Raw genomic sequence first — 14,054 nt, 5'->3', positions numbered from 1 at the left:
TCTCATAGCCTTCTGTCAAAACGCCACTCGGTAACATTTTTCCAGGCGTTGTAATACTCGGAGGGTAGATCGAAAGGCGCAGCCAGCTGAACCGCGCGGATCGCGCGTTCGGCGTGAAGTGACGCCTGCGTACGGTTTGCATCGTTGATACCCAATTGCCGGACGAGACGAGGTCTGCCCACCAGGGTGCCATCTTCATTGAGACGAAAAGCCAGAATTGTCACAAGCTGCTCGACATCGACGCCTTGCGGCGCATTCCAATGCGGCTTCAACTGACGGTTGATTGCCTGCCGCAGGGATGCCTGCGCGCTGGCACCGATCTGGTCGGCAGGGATGCGGGTGTCATCAGAGGCCCGGTTGGAACCCACGCCTTCAAGGAAGTTTTCACCCACCTGCGTGCCAGTGGCCTGGCGCGGCGGGGTTTGGGCAGCCTGGCGCGGTGCCTGCGTTACAGCATTGCGCGAATTGCTGGTTGTTGGCGGCGGTTGGCGGATTGGCTGCGTTGTCGGCTGTTCCGGCGAAGCTTCGACCGCTGTCTGCACCTGTTCTGCCACTGTAGGCGCCAGCGCCGCTCGGCTATCAGCCGCGATCTGCGGCGCGGTGGAGCGCAGCGCAACGTCGGTAGTGAGGCTGACCGTCATGCGTTCGGGCACTTCGAGCCCTTCGCCCGGCCCAGGCTGGAACAGCAGCACTCCGGCCAGCGCCAGGTGCAGGCCCAGCGCAATTGCCAGTCCCACCTTCTCATCCTGCCTCAGAGCGGTTGTTTGCATCGCAGTCACACCGACTATGGCGGTGAAACTGAACTGTTGGTGACCAGCGAGATCGAATTGAAGCCCGCGCGGTTGAGCTCGCCCATCACCGCCATCACCCGGCCATATTGCAGGCTGCGATCTCCGCGCAGCACGATCACCGGGCCTTCGCCGTCGGCGCCGCGATCGATCGCCGCCAGTGCATCGGGCAAGCTGCCAGCCTCGACCCGTTCGTCCCCCACATAGATCGTGCCGGTGGGATCGATGCTGATCGTCACCTGGTCAGGAGTCTGGTCGATCGGGTTGGCGCGGCTGTCAGGCAGCTCGACCGGCACGCCCGAGGCGAGCAGCGGTGCGGTGACCATGAAGATGATGAGCAGCACCAACATCACATCGACGAAGGGCGTGACATTGATTTCGGACATTGGCGCACGCCGGCTTCGGCGGCCGGATTTGCCCGAAGCGGAAAGGTTCATGGCCATCGCCGGGCCTCCGCAATTTTCTCGTCATTGCGAGCAGCCGAAAGGCTGCGCGGCCATCCAGGGACTGTCCATGGATTGGTTGACCTGCGGTCGCCTTCGGCCCGCTGCGCTCGCAATGATGAATCAATAGTCCACATCACGCCTTGTCCAGTTCGCGGCTCAGCGCAGAGTGGAACTTGTCCGCAAAGCGTTGCAGGCGCGATTCATAACGGTTCACGCGGTGGCTGAAGCGGTTGTACGCAATTACCGCCGGAATGGCGGCGAACAGGCCGATGGCAGTGGCAAAAAGCGCTTCGGCAATGCCGGGGGCGACCACGGCAAGCGAGGAGCTTTCCTGCATCCCGATCTGGAAAAAGCTGTTCATGATTCCCCACACCGTGCCGAACAGGCCAACGAAGGGCGCGACAGAGCCGACCGTGGCGAGGAAGTTGAGCCGTTCGGATAGATCGTCAGCCTCCTTCGCCACCTGGCTTTCCATCGCGCTGGCCAGCCGCTGGCGCGTGCCGTCGCGATCAACCGGTGGATGCTGTGTCGAACGTTTCCATTCATTGAGCCCCGCTGCCGCGACCCGGGCAGAGGGCAGATCCTTGCGCGCACGCCCGGTGGTGAGGCTGTCAAATTCCTCGGCGTCCCAGAAATCGCCTTCGAATTCGCGGCTTCCGCGTTCGAGCTTGCCCATCCGCAGACTGAAGGAAACGATGATCGTCCACACCCATACGCTGGCGAGGAGCAGGCCGACCATCACCGCCTGCACGACGATATCTGCATCCAGGAACAGCTCAAGCGGATCAATTCGCGTGGGCGCGGCGGCAAGTAGGGAAAGCAGGCTGGCAGTCATGCGAGAGTATCTTCCATGAAATGCTTGAAGGCTGTGCGCCATTCATCGGGCTGGCGGCGCGGGCGGCCATCGGGCGAGATAAAGCCGACGCGCAATGTCGCTTCGCACAGCAGCTCATCGCCGCGAAAGGCGCGCTGCTGCATCCGGCAGCTTGCCGCACGCAGTTCGGTACAGGTGGTCTCGATCAGCACATCATCATCGAGCTTTGCCGGGCGCAGATATTTGAGGCTGATCTCCGACACGGCATAGGCGCCCTCTCCCGCCTCGATCGCGGCGCGCTGGTCAATGTGGAGCATGCGCAGCAGGTCGCTGCGCGCACGTTCGAACCAGCGCAGGTAATTGGCGTGATAGGTGATGCCCGAAAGATCGGTGTCCTCATAATAAACCCGCACGGCATAAAGGTGCCGCGCGCCGTCAAAACAGCCACCGGGAGGATTGGGCCTGGTCATCTGAAAAGCGCTCTAGCTGAGGCACGACTCACCCCGCAAGGCAAACCGACGAAACGAGTCTGAATTGCGGTGAATTACGACCTTCTCGCCAGCATCGGCCCCAGCGGGTGCCCGCCGAAGATATGCACGTGCAGATGCGCCACTTCCTGATGCCCATGCCCGCCGATATTGGCGAGCAGGCGGTATCCGGGCTCGACCAGCCCCTTCATCCGCGCCACTTCGCCCACCGCGCGCACGAAACCGGCGATTTCCTCATCCGGTGCCTTGGCGGAAAAATCGTCCCAGCTGACATAGCTGCCCTTGGGGATCACCAGCGTATGGATCTCGGCCTGCGGGTTGATGTCTTCAAAGGCAAAGGCCCACTCGTCTTCATAGACCTTGTTCGAAGGGATTTCGCCGCGCAGAATTTTTGCGAAGATATTATTGTCATCATAGGGCTGGGTCGCGTCGATCGGCATGTCTATTCGCTCCTGTTCGCTTTCTCCTCAAGGCCCGAAGTGCCTTCCCGCCGGTCAAGCTCGGCCAGCACATCGGCCAGCGCAATGTCCCTTGCGCCGAGCAGCACCAGCAGGTGGAACAGCACATCGGCCGCTTCGCCCACCAGATCTTCCCGAGTTCCGGCAAGGCTCGCAATCACCGCCTCGGTCGCTTCCTCGCCCAGCTTCTGCGCGATCTTGGGCAAACCGGCGGCGTTGAGCCGCGCGACATAGCTTGAATCGGGCGAGGCGGCGCGCCGGGCGGCGATAGTCTGTTCAAGTCGGGTGAGGATGTCTGACACGGTTCAACTCTCGTCATTGCGAGGAGCGAAGCGACGCGGCAATCCAAAGCCGCATCGCGTGACGCTCTGGATCGTGTCGCTACGCTCGCAATGACGACAATTCAACGGCTAGATGCCGCGCGCGGGCAAGCCTGCAGCGCGGAGCGCCGCATGTGCATCCGAAATCGAGTAAGTGCCGAAGTGGAAGATCGAGGCCGCCAGCACCGCGCTGGCGTGGCCCTTGGTCACGCCTTCCACGAGGTGCTCGAGCGTGCCGACGCCGCCGCTGGCAACCACCGGCACATTGACCGCGTCTGCAATCGTGCGGGTCAGCTCGAGATCGTAACCCGCATGCGTGCCGTCGCCATCCATCGATGTGACGAGCAGTTCCCCCGCACCCAGCTGTGCCAAACGCACCGCATGTTCCACCGCGTCCACGCCGGTCGGCTTGCGTCCCCCGTGAGTGAAGATTTCCCATTTTCCCGGAGCGGTCCGCCGGGCATCGACGCTGGCGACCATGCACTGGCTGCCGAATTTCGCCGCGATGTCCGCTACCACCTCGGGCCGGGCGACCGCGGCGGAATTGACCGCCACCTTGTCGGCGCCCGCCAGCAAAAGCGCGCGGGCATCCTCAGGCGAGCGCACCCCGCCGCCCACGGTCAGCGGCATGAAGCACACTTCTGCCGTGCGCCGCACGATATCGAGCAACGTGCCGCGCCCTTCGTGGCTGGCGGAGATATCCAGAAAACACAGTTCGTCCGCGCCCGCCTCGTCATAAGCCTTGGCCTGTTCGACCGGATCACCGGCATCCTTGAGGTCGACGAAATTCACGCCCTTGACCACGCGCCCATCGGCAACGTCGAGACATGGTATGACACGAATGCGGACTGTCATGATGCCCGCGCGCCCATCGCGATCGCAGCGGCGAGGTCCAGCCGTCCCTCGTAAAGCGCGCGCCCGGTAATGACGCCCTCGATCCCCTCATGCGCGTGGAGAGAAAGGACGTGAATGTCGTCCAGTCCCTTGACCCCGCCGCTGGCGATCACCGGAATATCGACCCGGCGCGCCAGATCGACAGTGGCGTCGATATTCGCGCCCTTGAGCAAGCCGTCACGCCCGATATCGGTGAATAGCAGCGCGGCAACGCCCGCATCCTCGAACCGGCGCGCAAGGTCGACCACGGGCACGTCGGAGACTTCTGCCCAGCCTTCGGTCGCGACCATGCCGTCTTTCGCATCCACCGCGACGACGATGCCGCCTTCGAACTCGCGTGCCATGTCCTTCACGAATTCGGGGTCTTTCAAGGCCGCGGAGCCCATCACCACCCGCGCCACGCCAAGGTCGAACCAGCCCTCCACCGCTTCGCGTGTGCGGATGCCGCCGCCCAGTTGGACATAGCCGGGGAAAGCCTCGACAATTGCCTCCACCGCCTCGCGGTTCTCGGCCCGGCCGGCGAAGCTGCCATCAAGATCGACCACATGCAGGTGCTGCGCCCCCGCCTCGGCAAAGATCAGCGCCTGCGCGGCAGGGTTGTCGCCATAGACGGTGGCGCGATCCATATCGCCTTCGGCCAGCCGCACGACTTCGCCGCCCTTGAGATCGATGGCCGGAAAGACGATCATGAATTTCTCTCGCGCTCGGTGCCAGCCCACTCCCCCGCCCAGCCATCCGATAGCTTGACTGTCACCATATCGGGTGGCTGGGCGGGGGAGTGGGCCGGTGCCGCGATCACAATCATGGCCGCCACTCCAGAAAACGTTGCAGCGTCGCCAGCCCATAGGCCTGGCTCTTTTCGGGGTGGAACTGCACCCCAATGATATTGTCGCGCGCAACCGCTGCAACCAGCCCCTCGCCGTGATCGGTCATCGCCGCCACGTCATGCCCCTCGCTCACCGCGAAGTGATAGGAATGGAGAAAGTAGGCTTCGCCTTCCTCCAGCACCGGGTGATTGCGCGCATGGGGCAGCAGGGCGACATCGTTCCAGCCCATATGCGGCACCTTGATCGAAGGATCGGCAGGCTCGATCAGTTCAACATCGCCGCCGATCCAGCCGAGCCCGCGCGTGCTGCCGTGCTCAAGCCCGCGGGTAGCAAGCAGCTGCATCCCGACACAGATGCCCAGGAACGGCACGCCGTGCTGCAACACCCGCTCTTCCAGCGCCTCGACCATGCCGGGAATGGAGCGCAGCCCCTTGGCGCAGGCCTTGAAGCTGCCCACGCCAGGCAGCACGATCCGGCGCGCGCCGCGCACCAGATCGGGATCATCGGTAACGGCGACATGCTCGGCTCCCGCAGCCATCAGTGCGTTGTGCACCGAGTGGAGATTGCCCGCGCCGTAATCGATCAGGGCCAGAGCCTCGGCCATTCTACCCGCCCAGTTGGCCCTTCGTTGACGGAATCGCTCCACCCTTGCGTGGGTCAAGCTCAACCGCGCTGCGCATCGCGCGGGCAAAGCCCTTGTAGATGCTTTCGCAGATATGGTGGTTGTTGGTGCCGTAAAGCAGCTCGATATGCAGCGTCAGCCCGGCAGTCTGCGCCACCGAATGAAACCAGTGCTCGATCAGCTCGGTGTCCCATTCGCCAAGGCGTTCCTGGGTGAAGCCGGCTTTCCATACGAAATAGGGGCGCCCGGAAATGTCGAGCGCGACCCGGCTAAGCGTTTCGTCCATCGGCGAATAGGCGGTGCCGTAACGCCCGATACCTGCCTTGTCGCCCAGCGCCTGGGTGATCGCCTGGCCCAGCGCCAGCGCACTGTCTTCAGTGGTGTGATGCTGGTCGACGTGCAGATCGCCCGTCACCTTCATCGTGACATCGATCAGCGAGTGTTTGGAGAATTGTTCGACCATGTGATCGAGAAAGCCGATCCCGGTGGCAACGTCATAATTGCCTGTCCCGTCGAGGTTGACCTCGACAAGGATCCTGGTTTCGGCGGTATTGCGTTCGATCCTGCCAGTGCGCATGGGGGCGCTATAGGCGCTCTGCCGCCGCGTGCAAGCATTCGCGATCCACAACAAGTGTGTCGATTGCCGCTTGACCAGCGGCGCGCGCAGCGCCACGATTCACGCGATATGAGTGAAGAAACGCCTGATAGCCTGATCCCTTACGACGAAATCGTGCAGGAAGCCCTGCGCGCGGTGGTGGGCCGCGTTCTGGGTGAAATCGTGCAATCGGGCAGCGAATTGCCGGGCAATCACCATTTCTACATTACCTTCAAGACCGGCGCCGCCGGCGTTTCGATACCGCCGCAGCTGAGCGAACGTTTTCCCGATGAAATGACGATCGTGCTGCAGAACAAGTTCTGGGATCTCGAAGTTCGCGAAGACGGATTCTCCGTCGGGCTCAGCTTCAACCAGATTCCGGCCAAGCTCAACGTTCCGTTCAGCGCGATCACCGCTTTCGTCGATCCGGCAGTCGATTTCGGCCTGCAGTTTCAGGCCACAGCGCCCGACCTTGAGCCTGAAGCGCATGACAATGCCCAAAATGACGGGTCCGTTGACGGCGATGATGACAGCCCGCCCAGCGGCGATGACGGCTCAAACGTCGTGACGGTCGATTTCGGACGCAAGAAATAGGTCGATTGCGCGCTGCAGTGCACTTGATTCCACCCCCCGCTTTGCGCCAACAGCACACATGGCCAACCAAGATGCTCTCCAACGCCGCGGACTGATGTTCATTCTTTCCTCGCCTTCGGGCGCGGGCAAGACCACGATCTCGCACATGCTGCTGATGGCAGATGAAGAGGTCAAGCTATCGGTTTCAGCCACCACGCGCCCGCGCCGCCCGGGCGAAGTCGACGGGATCGACTATCATTTCGTAAGTGACGAAAAGTTCGACCGGATGATCGCCGAAGACGAATTCTACGAATGGGCGACGGTGTTCGGCTACCGGTACGGAACGCCCAAGGGTTATATCCGCAAGGGGCTGAAAGAAGGGCAGGATTTCCTGTTCGATATCGACTGGCAGGGCACCCAGCAGCTCTACCAGAAAGACCAGCAGGACGTTGTGAGCGTGTTTATCCTGCCGCCCAGCCTGGCCGAATTGCGCCGCCGCCTCGAAAGCCGCGGGCAGGATAGCGGTGAAGTGATCGACACCCGGATGGAGCGCGCCCGCGGCGAGATCAGCCACTGGGCGGAATATGACTATGTCGTGGTCAATGACGATGTAGACCAATGCTTCGTCAAGGTGCGGGAAATCCTGCACGCCGAGCGAATGCGCCGCACCCGCCAGACAGGCCTGATCCCGTTCGTGCGCACACTGATGGAGTAGCGGCGACGCTGCAAATAGCCAGTCGGCGGCCCTAGCGTTTCTTGACGAACTCCGCGCGCAGCACCAGCCCCTTGATCCCGGGATACTTGCAGTCGATCTCCTGCGCGTCACCGGTGAGCCGGATGCTCTTGATCAGCGTGCCTTGCTTCAGCGTCTGACCCGCGCCCTTGACCTCGAGATCCTTGATCAACGTCACCTGATCGCCATCGGCCAGCAGATTGCCCACCGCGTCGCGCACCTCAACGGCATCGGCTGCGGCCTGCGCGGCGGCGAATTCGGACGCAGGCATCCATTCACCGCTTACCTCGTCGTAGACATAGTCTTCGTTGCTATCGGCCATCCTTGAGCTCCTTTGCGGGGCGCCTTGGCACTTGCAGGCAGATCTTTCCAGTATCTTGCGCGAAAACAACCCTGGCAATTCAGCCAAAACACACACCGCCGAAAACTCTACCCGTTAGCAACAGGGGGGGTGACGCAACAGGCGCAATGGCTTAACTGCCACCTTAGAGACGGGGTAGGGGAATCGCTTCAATGGCAGGCACGAAGCCAATCACAGCTGCGGCTTTGTTGCTGCTGGCAGGATGTTCGCAAGGGGCCGACCCGGCACCGGGCGATGTGCCGCAGTTTGATGGCATAGGCGAAAACGAGACGATCAAGGCGCTGGGCAACGAGCCGTTCTGGAGCGCCAAAGTTGCCGGTTCGACCATGACCTATTCGACGCCTGAGAACATCGAGGGGACAATCATCGAAGTCTCCCGGTTTGCCGGCAATGGCGGGCTGGGTTTCAGCGGCACGCTGGATGGTGCGCCGCTGCTGATGGCGGTCACGCCGGGCGAATGCTCCGACCATATGAGCGACCGCAGCTATCCCTACACGGTCACGATCACCATCGACGAAACGCAGCTCAATGGCTGCGCCTATACTGACCAACAACCTTTCACGGGCGAAGGAGCACCTTGAACATGAATGCACATGGAGATGCGGGGCGCGGCTGGCGGATGTTCTTCTGGATTGCCGCCGCATACAATTTTGCGATCGGGCTGGCGGGCATGCTGGTTCCCGAATCGACGATCGACGGCCGGACCATCGGCCTGCTCGTCTTTTCCTTCGGGCTGGTCTACCTGATCGTGGCGACCGATCCGCTGCGTTATGGCCGCGTGCTGTGGGCGGGCGTGCTGGGGAAAGTTGGCGTGGTTGCGCTGCTTGGCCCGCGCGAATTTGCCGGTGAAGGCGGCTCGCTGATCGCGGCGGTACTGGCGGGCGATGCGCTGTTCGCCTTCGGTTTCCTGGTGTTCCTGTTCACGCGCACCGATGCGAGCGCGGATTAGCGTCAGAACAATCCTGGGACCTGATATTGCGCGGCATTTGGGCGCCGGGGTTGCAGCAAGATCCGTTCTGCGCCCACAGCCTGCGTGGTGCGCACACCCTCGGCCGCGATGGCGGTGCAGCTGCGACCGGCAAGAAAATCGAGCGCGGTGGCGATTGATGCCTCGGTCGGCTCGCCCAGCTGAGTGAAGATATCATCGTTGGCGCGGCAGGTGTTGGGCACGACATCGGCCAGCCCACCGAAATAGTCGCCTGCATCATCCGCATTCACGGTTTTGAAAGTGACTGCGCGCAAGCGATCATCGCACTCGTCGCGGTCGAAGCCGAACTGGCCAACCGGCTTGCCGAATGTATTGGCGCCTACCAGCGCAACGTTGTTGCCAAGGTAAGGCAGCATGGAATTGATCACCAGCTCGCTGGCCGATGCGGTGCCGCCGCGCCCGATGAAGGCGACCTTGGTGGGCGTGATCGATTGCGGTTGTGCAGCGATATTGGTTGTTTCGTTGAATTGCGCCGCCTTCGAATCGCGCACAATGGTCTTCGACCAGACTTGCCCGATCCTGCCGGCATTCATCAGATCACCCATCAGATCGGCGATCCGCACCAAACCGCCGCCATTATAGCGGAAGTCAATGATCAGTTCGGTGACGCCCTGGTCCTTGAACTGCTGGAACGCGGCCCGCAGATCAGCATCCGCACTGTCTACGATGAAGGTGCGCAGGTTGAGATAGCCGACCTTCTTGCCTGCATCGTCTATGATCCGCACACCATAACGATCAGACACCGGGTCAAGCGAGAAGTTGGTCTTGGCGATGCTTCGCTCAAGCGTTGCCCCGGCTGCGGTGCGGAACTGGATGACGCGCGTCACCCCTGGATCGGATGGCCCCAAGGCATCGATTACCGCTTGCGGGCCACCCGCGGCCATCAGCGAAGAGACCGATTGCAGATTGCTGCTGCTGGTGCCGATGGCGAGCAGTTCCGTGCCCCGGTCGAGCCCCGCAGCCAGGCCGGGCGCATTCTCGAAAGCCTCGATCACGAATACCCGGTTGTTGACCGTGTCATAACCCAACCGCACACCAAAGCCCGCGCTGGCACCCGAATTTATCAGTGCCTCTTCCTCGCTTTTCGAGGTTATGAAGGTGAAGAAGCGGTCACGCCCCTGATCACGCGCCGGCGCAACCAACGCATCAATATAATCCTGCACCGTGGCAAAACTTGCCGGATTGGCATTGCGGTTGAGCAGGGTCGGGAACAGATACCATTCATCGATGACGGCAAAGCTCCAGTCCTGGCGATCGCGCACCGAGCAAGCCGTGGGTGTGGGCGTAGGCGTGGGTGTAGGCGTAGCACCGCCGCCAGAAGGGCTGCTTCCGCCACCGCCGCAGGCTACGAGCGAAAAAGCCAGCGTGGCGGCTAGGGTTGTGCGACCGATACCCATTTTGTCCCTCTTCGATTGACCGGATCCGGCGACTGGAGGCTTGGATCGCGCACAGAATGCCGACATGTCGACAAGCGGGCAATCCCCGCACAAATGGCCCTCAAGGGGGGAATTCGCCGTTTCAGGCCGAATTACCCACAGATTCGGGCCCAAAACCGGTGTAAATTTGCCTTAATCACCTCGTCACGCCGGATGGAAACCCCTAGTTTTGGGTTCAAATATTGCGTGAGAGGGACTTCAGTAACGTGACCGACCTGCCTCAATGGCTCCAATCCGCCTTGCCGCCCGCCGCCCGCCACGGCGGGCTGGCCATTGCGCGCGTCGGGAATGAGCGTTCGCTGGGGCGCGGCGGGTTCGAACTGACCAGCCCCGCCTTTCGCGCGGGCGCCGAACTCGATCCCTGCTTTACCGCAGACGAGGAAGATGCGGTTGCCCCACCGCTCGAATGGACGGCCCCGCCGCCAGCCGCGCAGGAACTGGTCGTAATAGTCGAAGATGCGACCACAGGTGCTGCAGAGCCCCGCTGCCATTGGCTGGTGTGGGGTCTTGCGGGCCAGCGCGGCAAGCTGCTCGAAGGCGAAGTTCCGCCGCGCACCGGCAAGAACTCGCTTGGCAATTCAGAATGGCTGCTGCCGGATCTGCCGGACGGTGAGACCCATTATTTCGTATTCCAGTTGTTTGCGCTCGAACTGCCGCTGACCCTCATGCCGGGGGCATCGCGGGAAGACCTGCTCGCAACGATGGAAGGGCAGGTTGTCGCCAGCGCGTTGCTGGTTGCCCAATACACCCGGTCGCAGGATGACGAGGAAGACCGGGAAGATGACGACGCCGAATTGTAACGGCCATAACAAGGAAAGGAATTGAACATGGCTGGAAACGCGCTGCAAAAGCCCGTGACCCTGTCGCCCGCTCTGGAGGCAGTGATTGGCAAGGGTCCTTTGACCCGCGCCCAAGTCACTTCGAAAGTGTGGGAATACATCAAGGCCAATGGCCTGCAGGACAAGACGGATAAGCGTCAGATCAATCCCGATGCCAAGCTTGGCGCGGTGATCGGCAACGCTCAGATCTCGATGTTCAAGATGACGGCTGCGGTTTCAAAGCACCTAAGCTGATAAGTTGATCGGGCGGTGCCTGCCTCATCAGGGAGGCACCGTCCCTTCACCCCGTGTTGGCATGCCGCGCGTGCGGCAAGCGCCATTTCTGGCGCGCGGGGTCGTGTCTTCGCTGTTGAAGCAATCTGCAGTAATCCGCGCTTTGCGCCTGAATTCCAGCGTGCCAGCATGCGTAATGGCGCGCCGGACATACATGTTTCGAAACATCATCTGCGGGAGTCCTTGATGAAACCGTTCACGCTATGCGTTGCCGCCGCCATGGTGGTCATCCCCACAGTCGCTGCCGCGCAAACTGCCGAGGAAGTGGCCTCGGCCGCGCTGGACGCGGCGCCGGTATGGGATGGGCACAATGACGTACCGATGCAGCTTCGTTCGCGTTTCGGTAATGTCATCAACCAGTTTGACTTCCACGATACCGGCGAAACCGGCTCCACTCATCCGCAAGGAGCCACAATGCACACCGATCTTGCACGCCTGCGCCGTGGCAAGGTGGGTGCGCAATATTGGTCGGTTTATGTGCCAGCCTCACTCAAAGAACCCGAGGCGGTCCAGATGACGATCGAACAGATCGACGTCGCCAAGCGGCTGGTTGCAGGCAACCCCGATGATATGCAGCTGGCTTTGACGGCAGATGATGTCGAAGCGGCGCTGGCAGCGGGCAAGATCGCTTCGCTGCTGGGCATGGAAGGCGGGCATTCGATCGGTTCCAGCCTTGCCGTGCTGCGCCAGATGTATGATCTGGGCGCGCGCTATATGACGCTGACCCACTCGATGAACACGCCCTGGGCCGACAGCGCCACCGACACACCCGAGCATGATGGCTTGACCGATTTTGGACGCAATGTCGTGCGCGAGATGAACCGCATCGGCATGCAGGTCGATTTGAGCCATGTGAGCGAGAAGACCATGCACGATGTGCTTGATGTTGCGCAGGCTCCGGTGATCTTCAGCCATTCCGGCGCGCGGGCGGTGAACGGCCATGCCCGCAATGTGCCCGACAGCGTGCTGGCCCGCCTGCCTGAAAACGGCGGGGTGGTGATGGTGGTCGCCCTGCCATGGTTCATTACCGAGGAATTGCGCCAGCATCAGGCCGCGCAGAGGGCTGAAAACGCCCGGCTTGCGGCTCTGTTCCAGGGCCAGCCTGATCGTGTCGCTGCGGGAATGGAGGCCTGGGACAATGCCAATCCAGCACCGCAATCGACCATTGCCGACATGGCCGACCATATAGATCACATTCGCGGCGTGGCCGGGATCGACCATATCGGGATCGGGGGCGATTATGACGGGATGCCGAGCGGCCCCGTGGGCATGGAAGATGTCTCAGGCTATCCGGCGCTGTTCGAAGAACTGGCCCGGCGCGGTTACAGTCAGGCCGATCTGGAAAAAATCTCGCTGCGCAATGCGCTCAAGGCGCTGCGTGGAGCCGAAGAATTTGCCGCCAGTCAGCAAAATGCGCCGGTTATCGAAACTCCCGCTAACGCCGGATAGCGATCAGGCAGTGAGCGCCGGAATTACCCATACCAGCGTCATGGCGATGATTGCCAAAGTCAGGCCGATGCCCAGAACCCAGCGCAAACCGGTATTGCCCACGGCAGCGCGGGCCTCGTCATCCTCAATGTGGACTTTACCGTCTCTGTTTTCCATGGTCTTCTCCCACTTCCCGTAATTCGTACAAATGGCACGTTTGGTTACGGATGGTGAGCGGGATTGTTCCTGAAATCTATCGTCTGGTTCAATCCCGCAGCAGTTCGTTGATCCCTGTTTTGGCGCGGGTTTGTGCGTCCACGGTCTTAACAATTACCGCACAATAAAGCGAGGGGCCGGGGCTGCCATCGGCCAGCGGCTTGCCCGGCAGCGCGCCAGGCACGACCACGGCATAGGGGGGTACTTCGCCGCGGTAGATCTTGCCGCTTTCACGATCAATGATCTTGGTTGATGCGCCAAGATAAACCCCCATCGAAAGCACCGCGCCTTCGCCCACGCGCACGCCTTCGGCCACTTCCGCACGCGCACCTATGAAGGCGCCGTCGCCGATCACCACCGGCCCTGCCTGCAAAGGTTCGAGCACGCCGCCGATCCCGGCACCACCCGAAATATGCACGTTCTTGCCGATTTGCGCGCAGGAACCGACCGTGGCCCAGGTATCGACCATGGTGCCTTCATCGACATAGGCGCCGATATTGACGAAGCTGGGCATCAGCACCACGCCCTTGCCGATATAGCTGCCGCGCCGCACCACCGCACCTGGCACAACCCGGAAACCGGCTTCGCTGAAGCGATTATCGCCCCAACCGGCAAATTTGTTCGGCACCTTGTCATAGGCGGCCTCGCCGGCAGAGCCGCCTTCCATGATGCGGTTGTGGCTGAGCCGGAATGACAGCAGCACTGCCTGCTTGAGCCACTGATTTACTTTCCACCCGCCCTCGCCGTCAGGTTCGGCCACCCGGGCAGCACCGCTGTCGAGCATGCCGATCGCTTCTTCAACCAGGACGCGGAGATCCTGGTCCGCAGGCGTGATTTCGCTGCGGCGTTCCCAAGCTTCTTCGATGGCATTGACGAGTTCGCTGGACATACTGGGGCACTCCACGGGCAGAATTAGGATCGTCTCGCGCTGCTAGCGGGGGGCTCAAGTGGCGGC

At 61.8% G+C, this 14,054-nt stretch carries 21 protein-coding genes; 7 read left to right on the top strand and 14 right to left on the bottom strand.

Annotation, left to right across the window (positions count from 1 at the left end):
• Window positions 1-2: 2 nt before the first annotated feature.
• The 10 genes from ACX3VQ_RS09160 to hisB all read right to left on the bottom strand — a co-directional run bounded on the left by ACX3VQ_RS09160 (window position 3) and on the right by hisB (window position 6,234).
• A complete protein-coding gene (locus tag ACX3VQ_RS09160) occupies window positions 3-770 on the bottom strand; it encodes an energy transducer TonB (RefSeq protein WP_462580625.1) in 768 nt (255 codons plus the stop codon).
• Window positions 771-784: 14 nt separating this feature from the next.
• Complete coding sequence (locus tag ACX3VQ_RS09155) at window positions 785-1,231, bottom strand: ExbD/TolR family protein (protein WP_462580624.1); 447 nt, start codon at window positions 1,229-1,231, stop codon at window positions 785-787.
• Between the two features lie 136 nt (window positions 1,232-1,367).
• Complete coding sequence (gene tolQ, locus ACX3VQ_RS09150; protein WP_462580623.1) at window positions 1,368-2,069, bottom strand: protein TolQ; 702 nt, start codon at window positions 2,067-2,069, stop codon at window positions 1,368-1,370.
• Window positions 2,066-2,518, bottom strand: coding sequence for a YbgC/FadM family acyl-CoA thioesterase (locus ACX3VQ_RS09145; protein WP_462580622.1), 453 nt, complete (start codon window positions 2,516-2,518; stop codon window positions 2,066-2,068). Before ACX3VQ_RS09145 ends, tolQ begins: the two co-directional genes overlap by 4 nt.
• Before the next feature lie 74 nt (window positions 2,519-2,592).
• Window positions 2,593-2,976 (bottom strand): histidine triad nucleotide-binding protein, encoded by a 384-nt coding sequence (locus ACX3VQ_RS09140; RefSeq protein WP_462580621.1) that lies wholly within the window; start codon window positions 2,974-2,976, stop codon window positions 2,593-2,595.
• A 2-nt stretch (window positions 2,977-2,978) separates the two neighbouring features.
• The gene (locus ACX3VQ_RS09135) at window positions 2,979-3,296 is read right to left on the bottom strand and encodes a phosphoribosyl-ATP diphosphatase (RefSeq protein ID WP_462580618.1); all 318 of its coding nucleotides are present in this window, start codon (window positions 3,294-3,296) and stop codon (window positions 2,979-2,981) included.
• Between the two features lie 108 nt (window positions 3,297-3,404).
• Window positions 3,405-4,169 (bottom strand): imidazole glycerol phosphate synthase subunit HisF, encoded by a 765-nt coding sequence (gene hisF / locus ACX3VQ_RS09130; RefSeq protein WP_462580617.1) that lies wholly within the window; start codon window positions 4,167-4,169, stop codon window positions 3,405-3,407.
• Window positions 4,166-4,897, bottom strand: coding sequence for a 1-(5-phosphoribosyl)-5-[(5-phosphoribosylamino)methylideneamino]imidazole-4-carboxamide isomerase (gene hisA / locus ACX3VQ_RS09125; RefSeq protein WP_462580616.1), 732 nt, complete (start codon window positions 4,895-4,897; stop codon window positions 4,166-4,168). Before hisA ends, hisF begins: the two co-directional genes overlap by 4 nt.
• 112 nt (window positions 4,898-5,009) lie before the next feature.
• On the bottom strand, window positions 5,010-5,639 hold the full coding sequence (gene hisH, locus ACX3VQ_RS09120) for an imidazole glycerol phosphate synthase subunit HisH (protein ID WP_462570302.1): 630 nt from the start codon (window positions 5,637-5,639) through the stop codon (window positions 5,010-5,012).
• A gap of 1 nt (window position 5,640) precedes the next feature.
• Window positions 5,641-6,234, bottom strand: coding sequence for an imidazoleglycerol-phosphate dehydratase HisB (hisB, locus tag ACX3VQ_RS09115; protein WP_462570303.1), 594 nt, complete (start codon window positions 6,232-6,234; stop codon window positions 5,641-5,643).
• A 108-nt stretch (window positions 6,235-6,342) separates the two neighbouring features.
• Here hisB and ACX3VQ_RS09110 point away from each other — a divergent pair, with 108 nt between their 5' ends.
• Both ACX3VQ_RS09110 and gmk read left to right on the top strand, forming a co-directional pair.
• Window positions 6,343-6,846 carry an SspB family protein gene (locus tag ACX3VQ_RS09110; RefSeq protein ID WP_462570304.1) on the top strand — a complete coding sequence of 168 codons (504 nt, stop codon included), beginning with the start codon at window positions 6,343-6,345 and terminating at the stop codon, window positions 6,844-6,846.
• 58 nt (window positions 6,847-6,904) lie between these two features.
• Window positions 6,905-7,540 (top strand): guanylate kinase, encoded by a 636-nt coding sequence (gene gmk, locus ACX3VQ_RS09105; RefSeq protein WP_462570305.1) that lies wholly within the window; start codon window positions 6,905-6,907, stop codon window positions 7,538-7,540.
• A gap of 31 nt (window positions 7,541-7,571) precedes the next feature.
• On the opposite strand, the gene ACX3VQ_RS09100 is transcribed toward gmk, so the two are convergent.
• Window positions 7,572-7,880, bottom strand: a complete 309-nt coding sequence (locus ACX3VQ_RS09100) for an alkylphosphonate utilization protein (protein WP_462570306.1) — start codon at window positions 7,878-7,880, stop codon at window positions 7,572-7,574.
• A 191-nt stretch (window positions 7,881-8,071) separates the two neighbouring features.
• Between ACX3VQ_RS09100 and ACX3VQ_RS09095 the strand changes: the two genes are divergently transcribed.
• The gene (locus ACX3VQ_RS09095; protein ID WP_462580614.1) at window positions 8,072-8,500 is read left to right on the top strand and encodes a COG3650 family protein; all 429 of its coding nucleotides are present in this window, start codon (window positions 8,072-8,074) and stop codon (window positions 8,498-8,500) included.
• A 2-nt stretch (window positions 8,501-8,502) separates the two neighbouring features.
• A complete protein-coding gene (locus ACX3VQ_RS09090) occupies window positions 8,503-8,868 on the top strand; it encodes a hypothetical protein (protein ID WP_462580613.1) in 366 nt (121 codons plus the stop codon).
• 2 nt (window positions 8,869-8,870) lie between these two features.
• Here ACX3VQ_RS09090 and ACX3VQ_RS09085 read toward each other — a convergent pair whose 3' ends face one another.
• Complete coding sequence (locus tag ACX3VQ_RS09085) at window positions 8,871-10,304, bottom strand: S41 family peptidase (protein WP_462580611.1); 1,434 nt, start codon at window positions 10,302-10,304, stop codon at window positions 8,871-8,873.
• 245 nt (window positions 10,305-10,549) lie between these two features.
• Between ACX3VQ_RS09085 and ACX3VQ_RS09080 the strand changes: the two genes are divergently transcribed.
• The 3 genes from ACX3VQ_RS09080 to ACX3VQ_RS09070 all read left to right on the top strand — a co-directional run bounded on the left by ACX3VQ_RS09080 (window position 10,550) and on the right by ACX3VQ_RS09070 (window position 12,904).
• On the top strand, window positions 10,550-11,143 hold the full coding sequence (locus tag ACX3VQ_RS09080) for a YbhB/YbcL family Raf kinase inhibitor-like protein (protein WP_462570310.1): 594 nt from the start codon (window positions 10,550-10,552) through the stop codon (window positions 11,141-11,143).
• A 27-nt stretch (window positions 11,144-11,170) separates the two neighbouring features.
• Window positions 11,171-11,416 carry an SWIB/MDM2 domain-containing protein gene (locus ACX3VQ_RS09075; protein ID WP_462570311.1) on the top strand — a complete coding sequence of 82 codons (246 nt, stop codon included), beginning with the start codon at window positions 11,171-11,173 and terminating at the stop codon, window positions 11,414-11,416.
• Window positions 11,417-11,641: 225 nt separating this feature from the next.
• Window positions 11,642-12,904, top strand: coding sequence for a dipeptidase (locus ACX3VQ_RS09070; protein ID WP_462580610.1), 1,263 nt, complete (start codon window positions 11,642-11,644; stop codon window positions 12,902-12,904).
• Between the two features lie 3 nt (window positions 12,905-12,907).
• Here ACX3VQ_RS09070 and ACX3VQ_RS09065 read toward each other — a convergent pair whose 3' ends face one another.
• A complete protein-coding gene (locus ACX3VQ_RS09065) occupies window positions 12,908-13,060 on the bottom strand; it encodes a hypothetical protein (protein ID WP_462570313.1) in 153 nt (50 codons plus the stop codon).
• An 88-nt stretch (window positions 13,061-13,148) separates the two neighbouring features.
• Window positions 13,149-13,988: a 2,3,4,5-tetrahydropyridine-2,6-dicarboxylate N-succinyltransferase gene (gene dapD, locus ACX3VQ_RS09060; RefSeq protein ID WP_462580609.1), complete on the bottom strand. Its 840-nt coding sequence runs from the start codon at window positions 13,986-13,988 to the stop codon at window positions 13,149-13,151.
• Window positions 13,989-14,054: the final 66 nt, after the last annotated feature.

It is taken from the genome of Altererythrobacter chaiwopuensis, from assembly GCF_054957735.1.
This window is presented reverse-complemented; position numbering and strand designations above follow the sequence as displayed.

What these genes read in the sequence shown, in the direction of transcription:
- ACX3VQ_RS09070 (WP_462580610.1), top strand. Translation starts at nt 11,642, where the DNA reads ATGAAACCGTTCACGCTATGCGTTGCCGCCGCCATGGTGGTCATCCCC.
- tolQ (WP_462580623.1), bottom strand. Translation starts at nt 2,069, where the DNA reads ATGACTGCCAGCCTGCTTTCCCTACTTGCCGCCGCGCCCACGCGAATT.
- hisH (WP_462570302.1), bottom strand. Translation starts at nt 5,639, where the DNA reads ATGGCCGAGGCTCTGGCCCTGATCGATTACGGCGCGGGCAATCTCCAC.
- ACX3VQ_RS09095 (WP_462580614.1), top strand. Translation starts at nt 8,072, where the DNA reads ATGGCAGGCACGAAGCCAATCACAGCTGCGGCTTTGTTGCTGCTGGCA.
- dapD (WP_462580609.1), bottom strand. Translation starts at nt 13,988, where the DNA reads ATGTCCAGCGAACTCGTCAATGCCATCGAAGAAGCTTGGGAACGCCGC.
- hisB (WP_462570303.1), bottom strand. Translation starts at nt 6,234, where the DNA reads ATGCGCACTGGCAGGATCGAACGCAATACCGCCGAAACCAGGATCCTT.
- ACX3VQ_RS09090 (WP_462580613.1), top strand. Translation starts at nt 8,503, where the DNA reads ATGAATGCACATGGAGATGCGGGGCGCGGCTGGCGGATGTTCTTCTGG.
- gmk (WP_462570305.1), top strand. Translation starts at nt 6,905, where the DNA reads ATGGCCAACCAAGATGCTCTCCAACGCCGCGGACTGATGTTCATTCTT.
- ACX3VQ_RS09145 (WP_462580622.1), bottom strand. Translation starts at nt 2,518, where the DNA reads ATGACCAGGCCCAATCCTCCCGGTGGCTGTTTTGACGGCGCGCGGCAC.
- ACX3VQ_RS09065 (WP_462570313.1), bottom strand. Translation starts at nt 13,060, where the DNA reads ATGGAAAACAGAGACGGTAAAGTCCACATTGAGGATGACGAGGCCCGC.
- ACX3VQ_RS09110 (WP_462570304.1), top strand. Translation starts at nt 6,343, where the DNA reads ATGAGTGAAGAAACGCCTGATAGCCTGATCCCTTACGACGAAATCGTG.
- ACX3VQ_RS09100 (WP_462570306.1), bottom strand. Translation starts at nt 7,880, where the DNA reads ATGGCCGATAGCAACGAAGACTATGTCTACGACGAGGTAAGCGGTGAA.
- ACX3VQ_RS09155 (WP_462580624.1), bottom strand. Translation starts at nt 1,231, where the DNA reads ATGGCCATGAACCTTTCCGCTTCGGGCAAATCCGGCCGCCGAAGCCGG.
- hisA (WP_462580616.1), bottom strand. Translation starts at nt 4,897, where the DNA reads ATGATCGTCTTTCCGGCCATCGATCTCAAGGGCGGCGAAGTCGTGCGG.
- ACX3VQ_RS09085 (WP_462580611.1), bottom strand. Translation starts at nt 10,304, where the DNA reads ATGGGTATCGGTCGCACAACCCTAGCCGCCACGCTGGCTTTTTCGCTC.
- ACX3VQ_RS09140 (WP_462580621.1), bottom strand. Translation starts at nt 2,976, where the DNA reads ATGCCGATCGACGCGACCCAGCCCTATGATGACAATAATATCTTCGCA.
- ACX3VQ_RS09075 (WP_462570311.1), top strand. Translation starts at nt 11,171, where the DNA reads ATGGCTGGAAACGCGCTGCAAAAGCCCGTGACCCTGTCGCCCGCTCTG.
- ACX3VQ_RS09160 (WP_462580625.1), bottom strand. Translation starts at nt 770, where the DNA reads ATGCAAACAACCGCTCTGAGGCAGGATGAGAAGGTGGGACTGGCAATT.
- hisF (WP_462580617.1), bottom strand. Translation starts at nt 4,169, where the DNA reads ATGACAGTCCGCATTCGTGTCATACCATGTCTCGACGTTGCCGATGGG.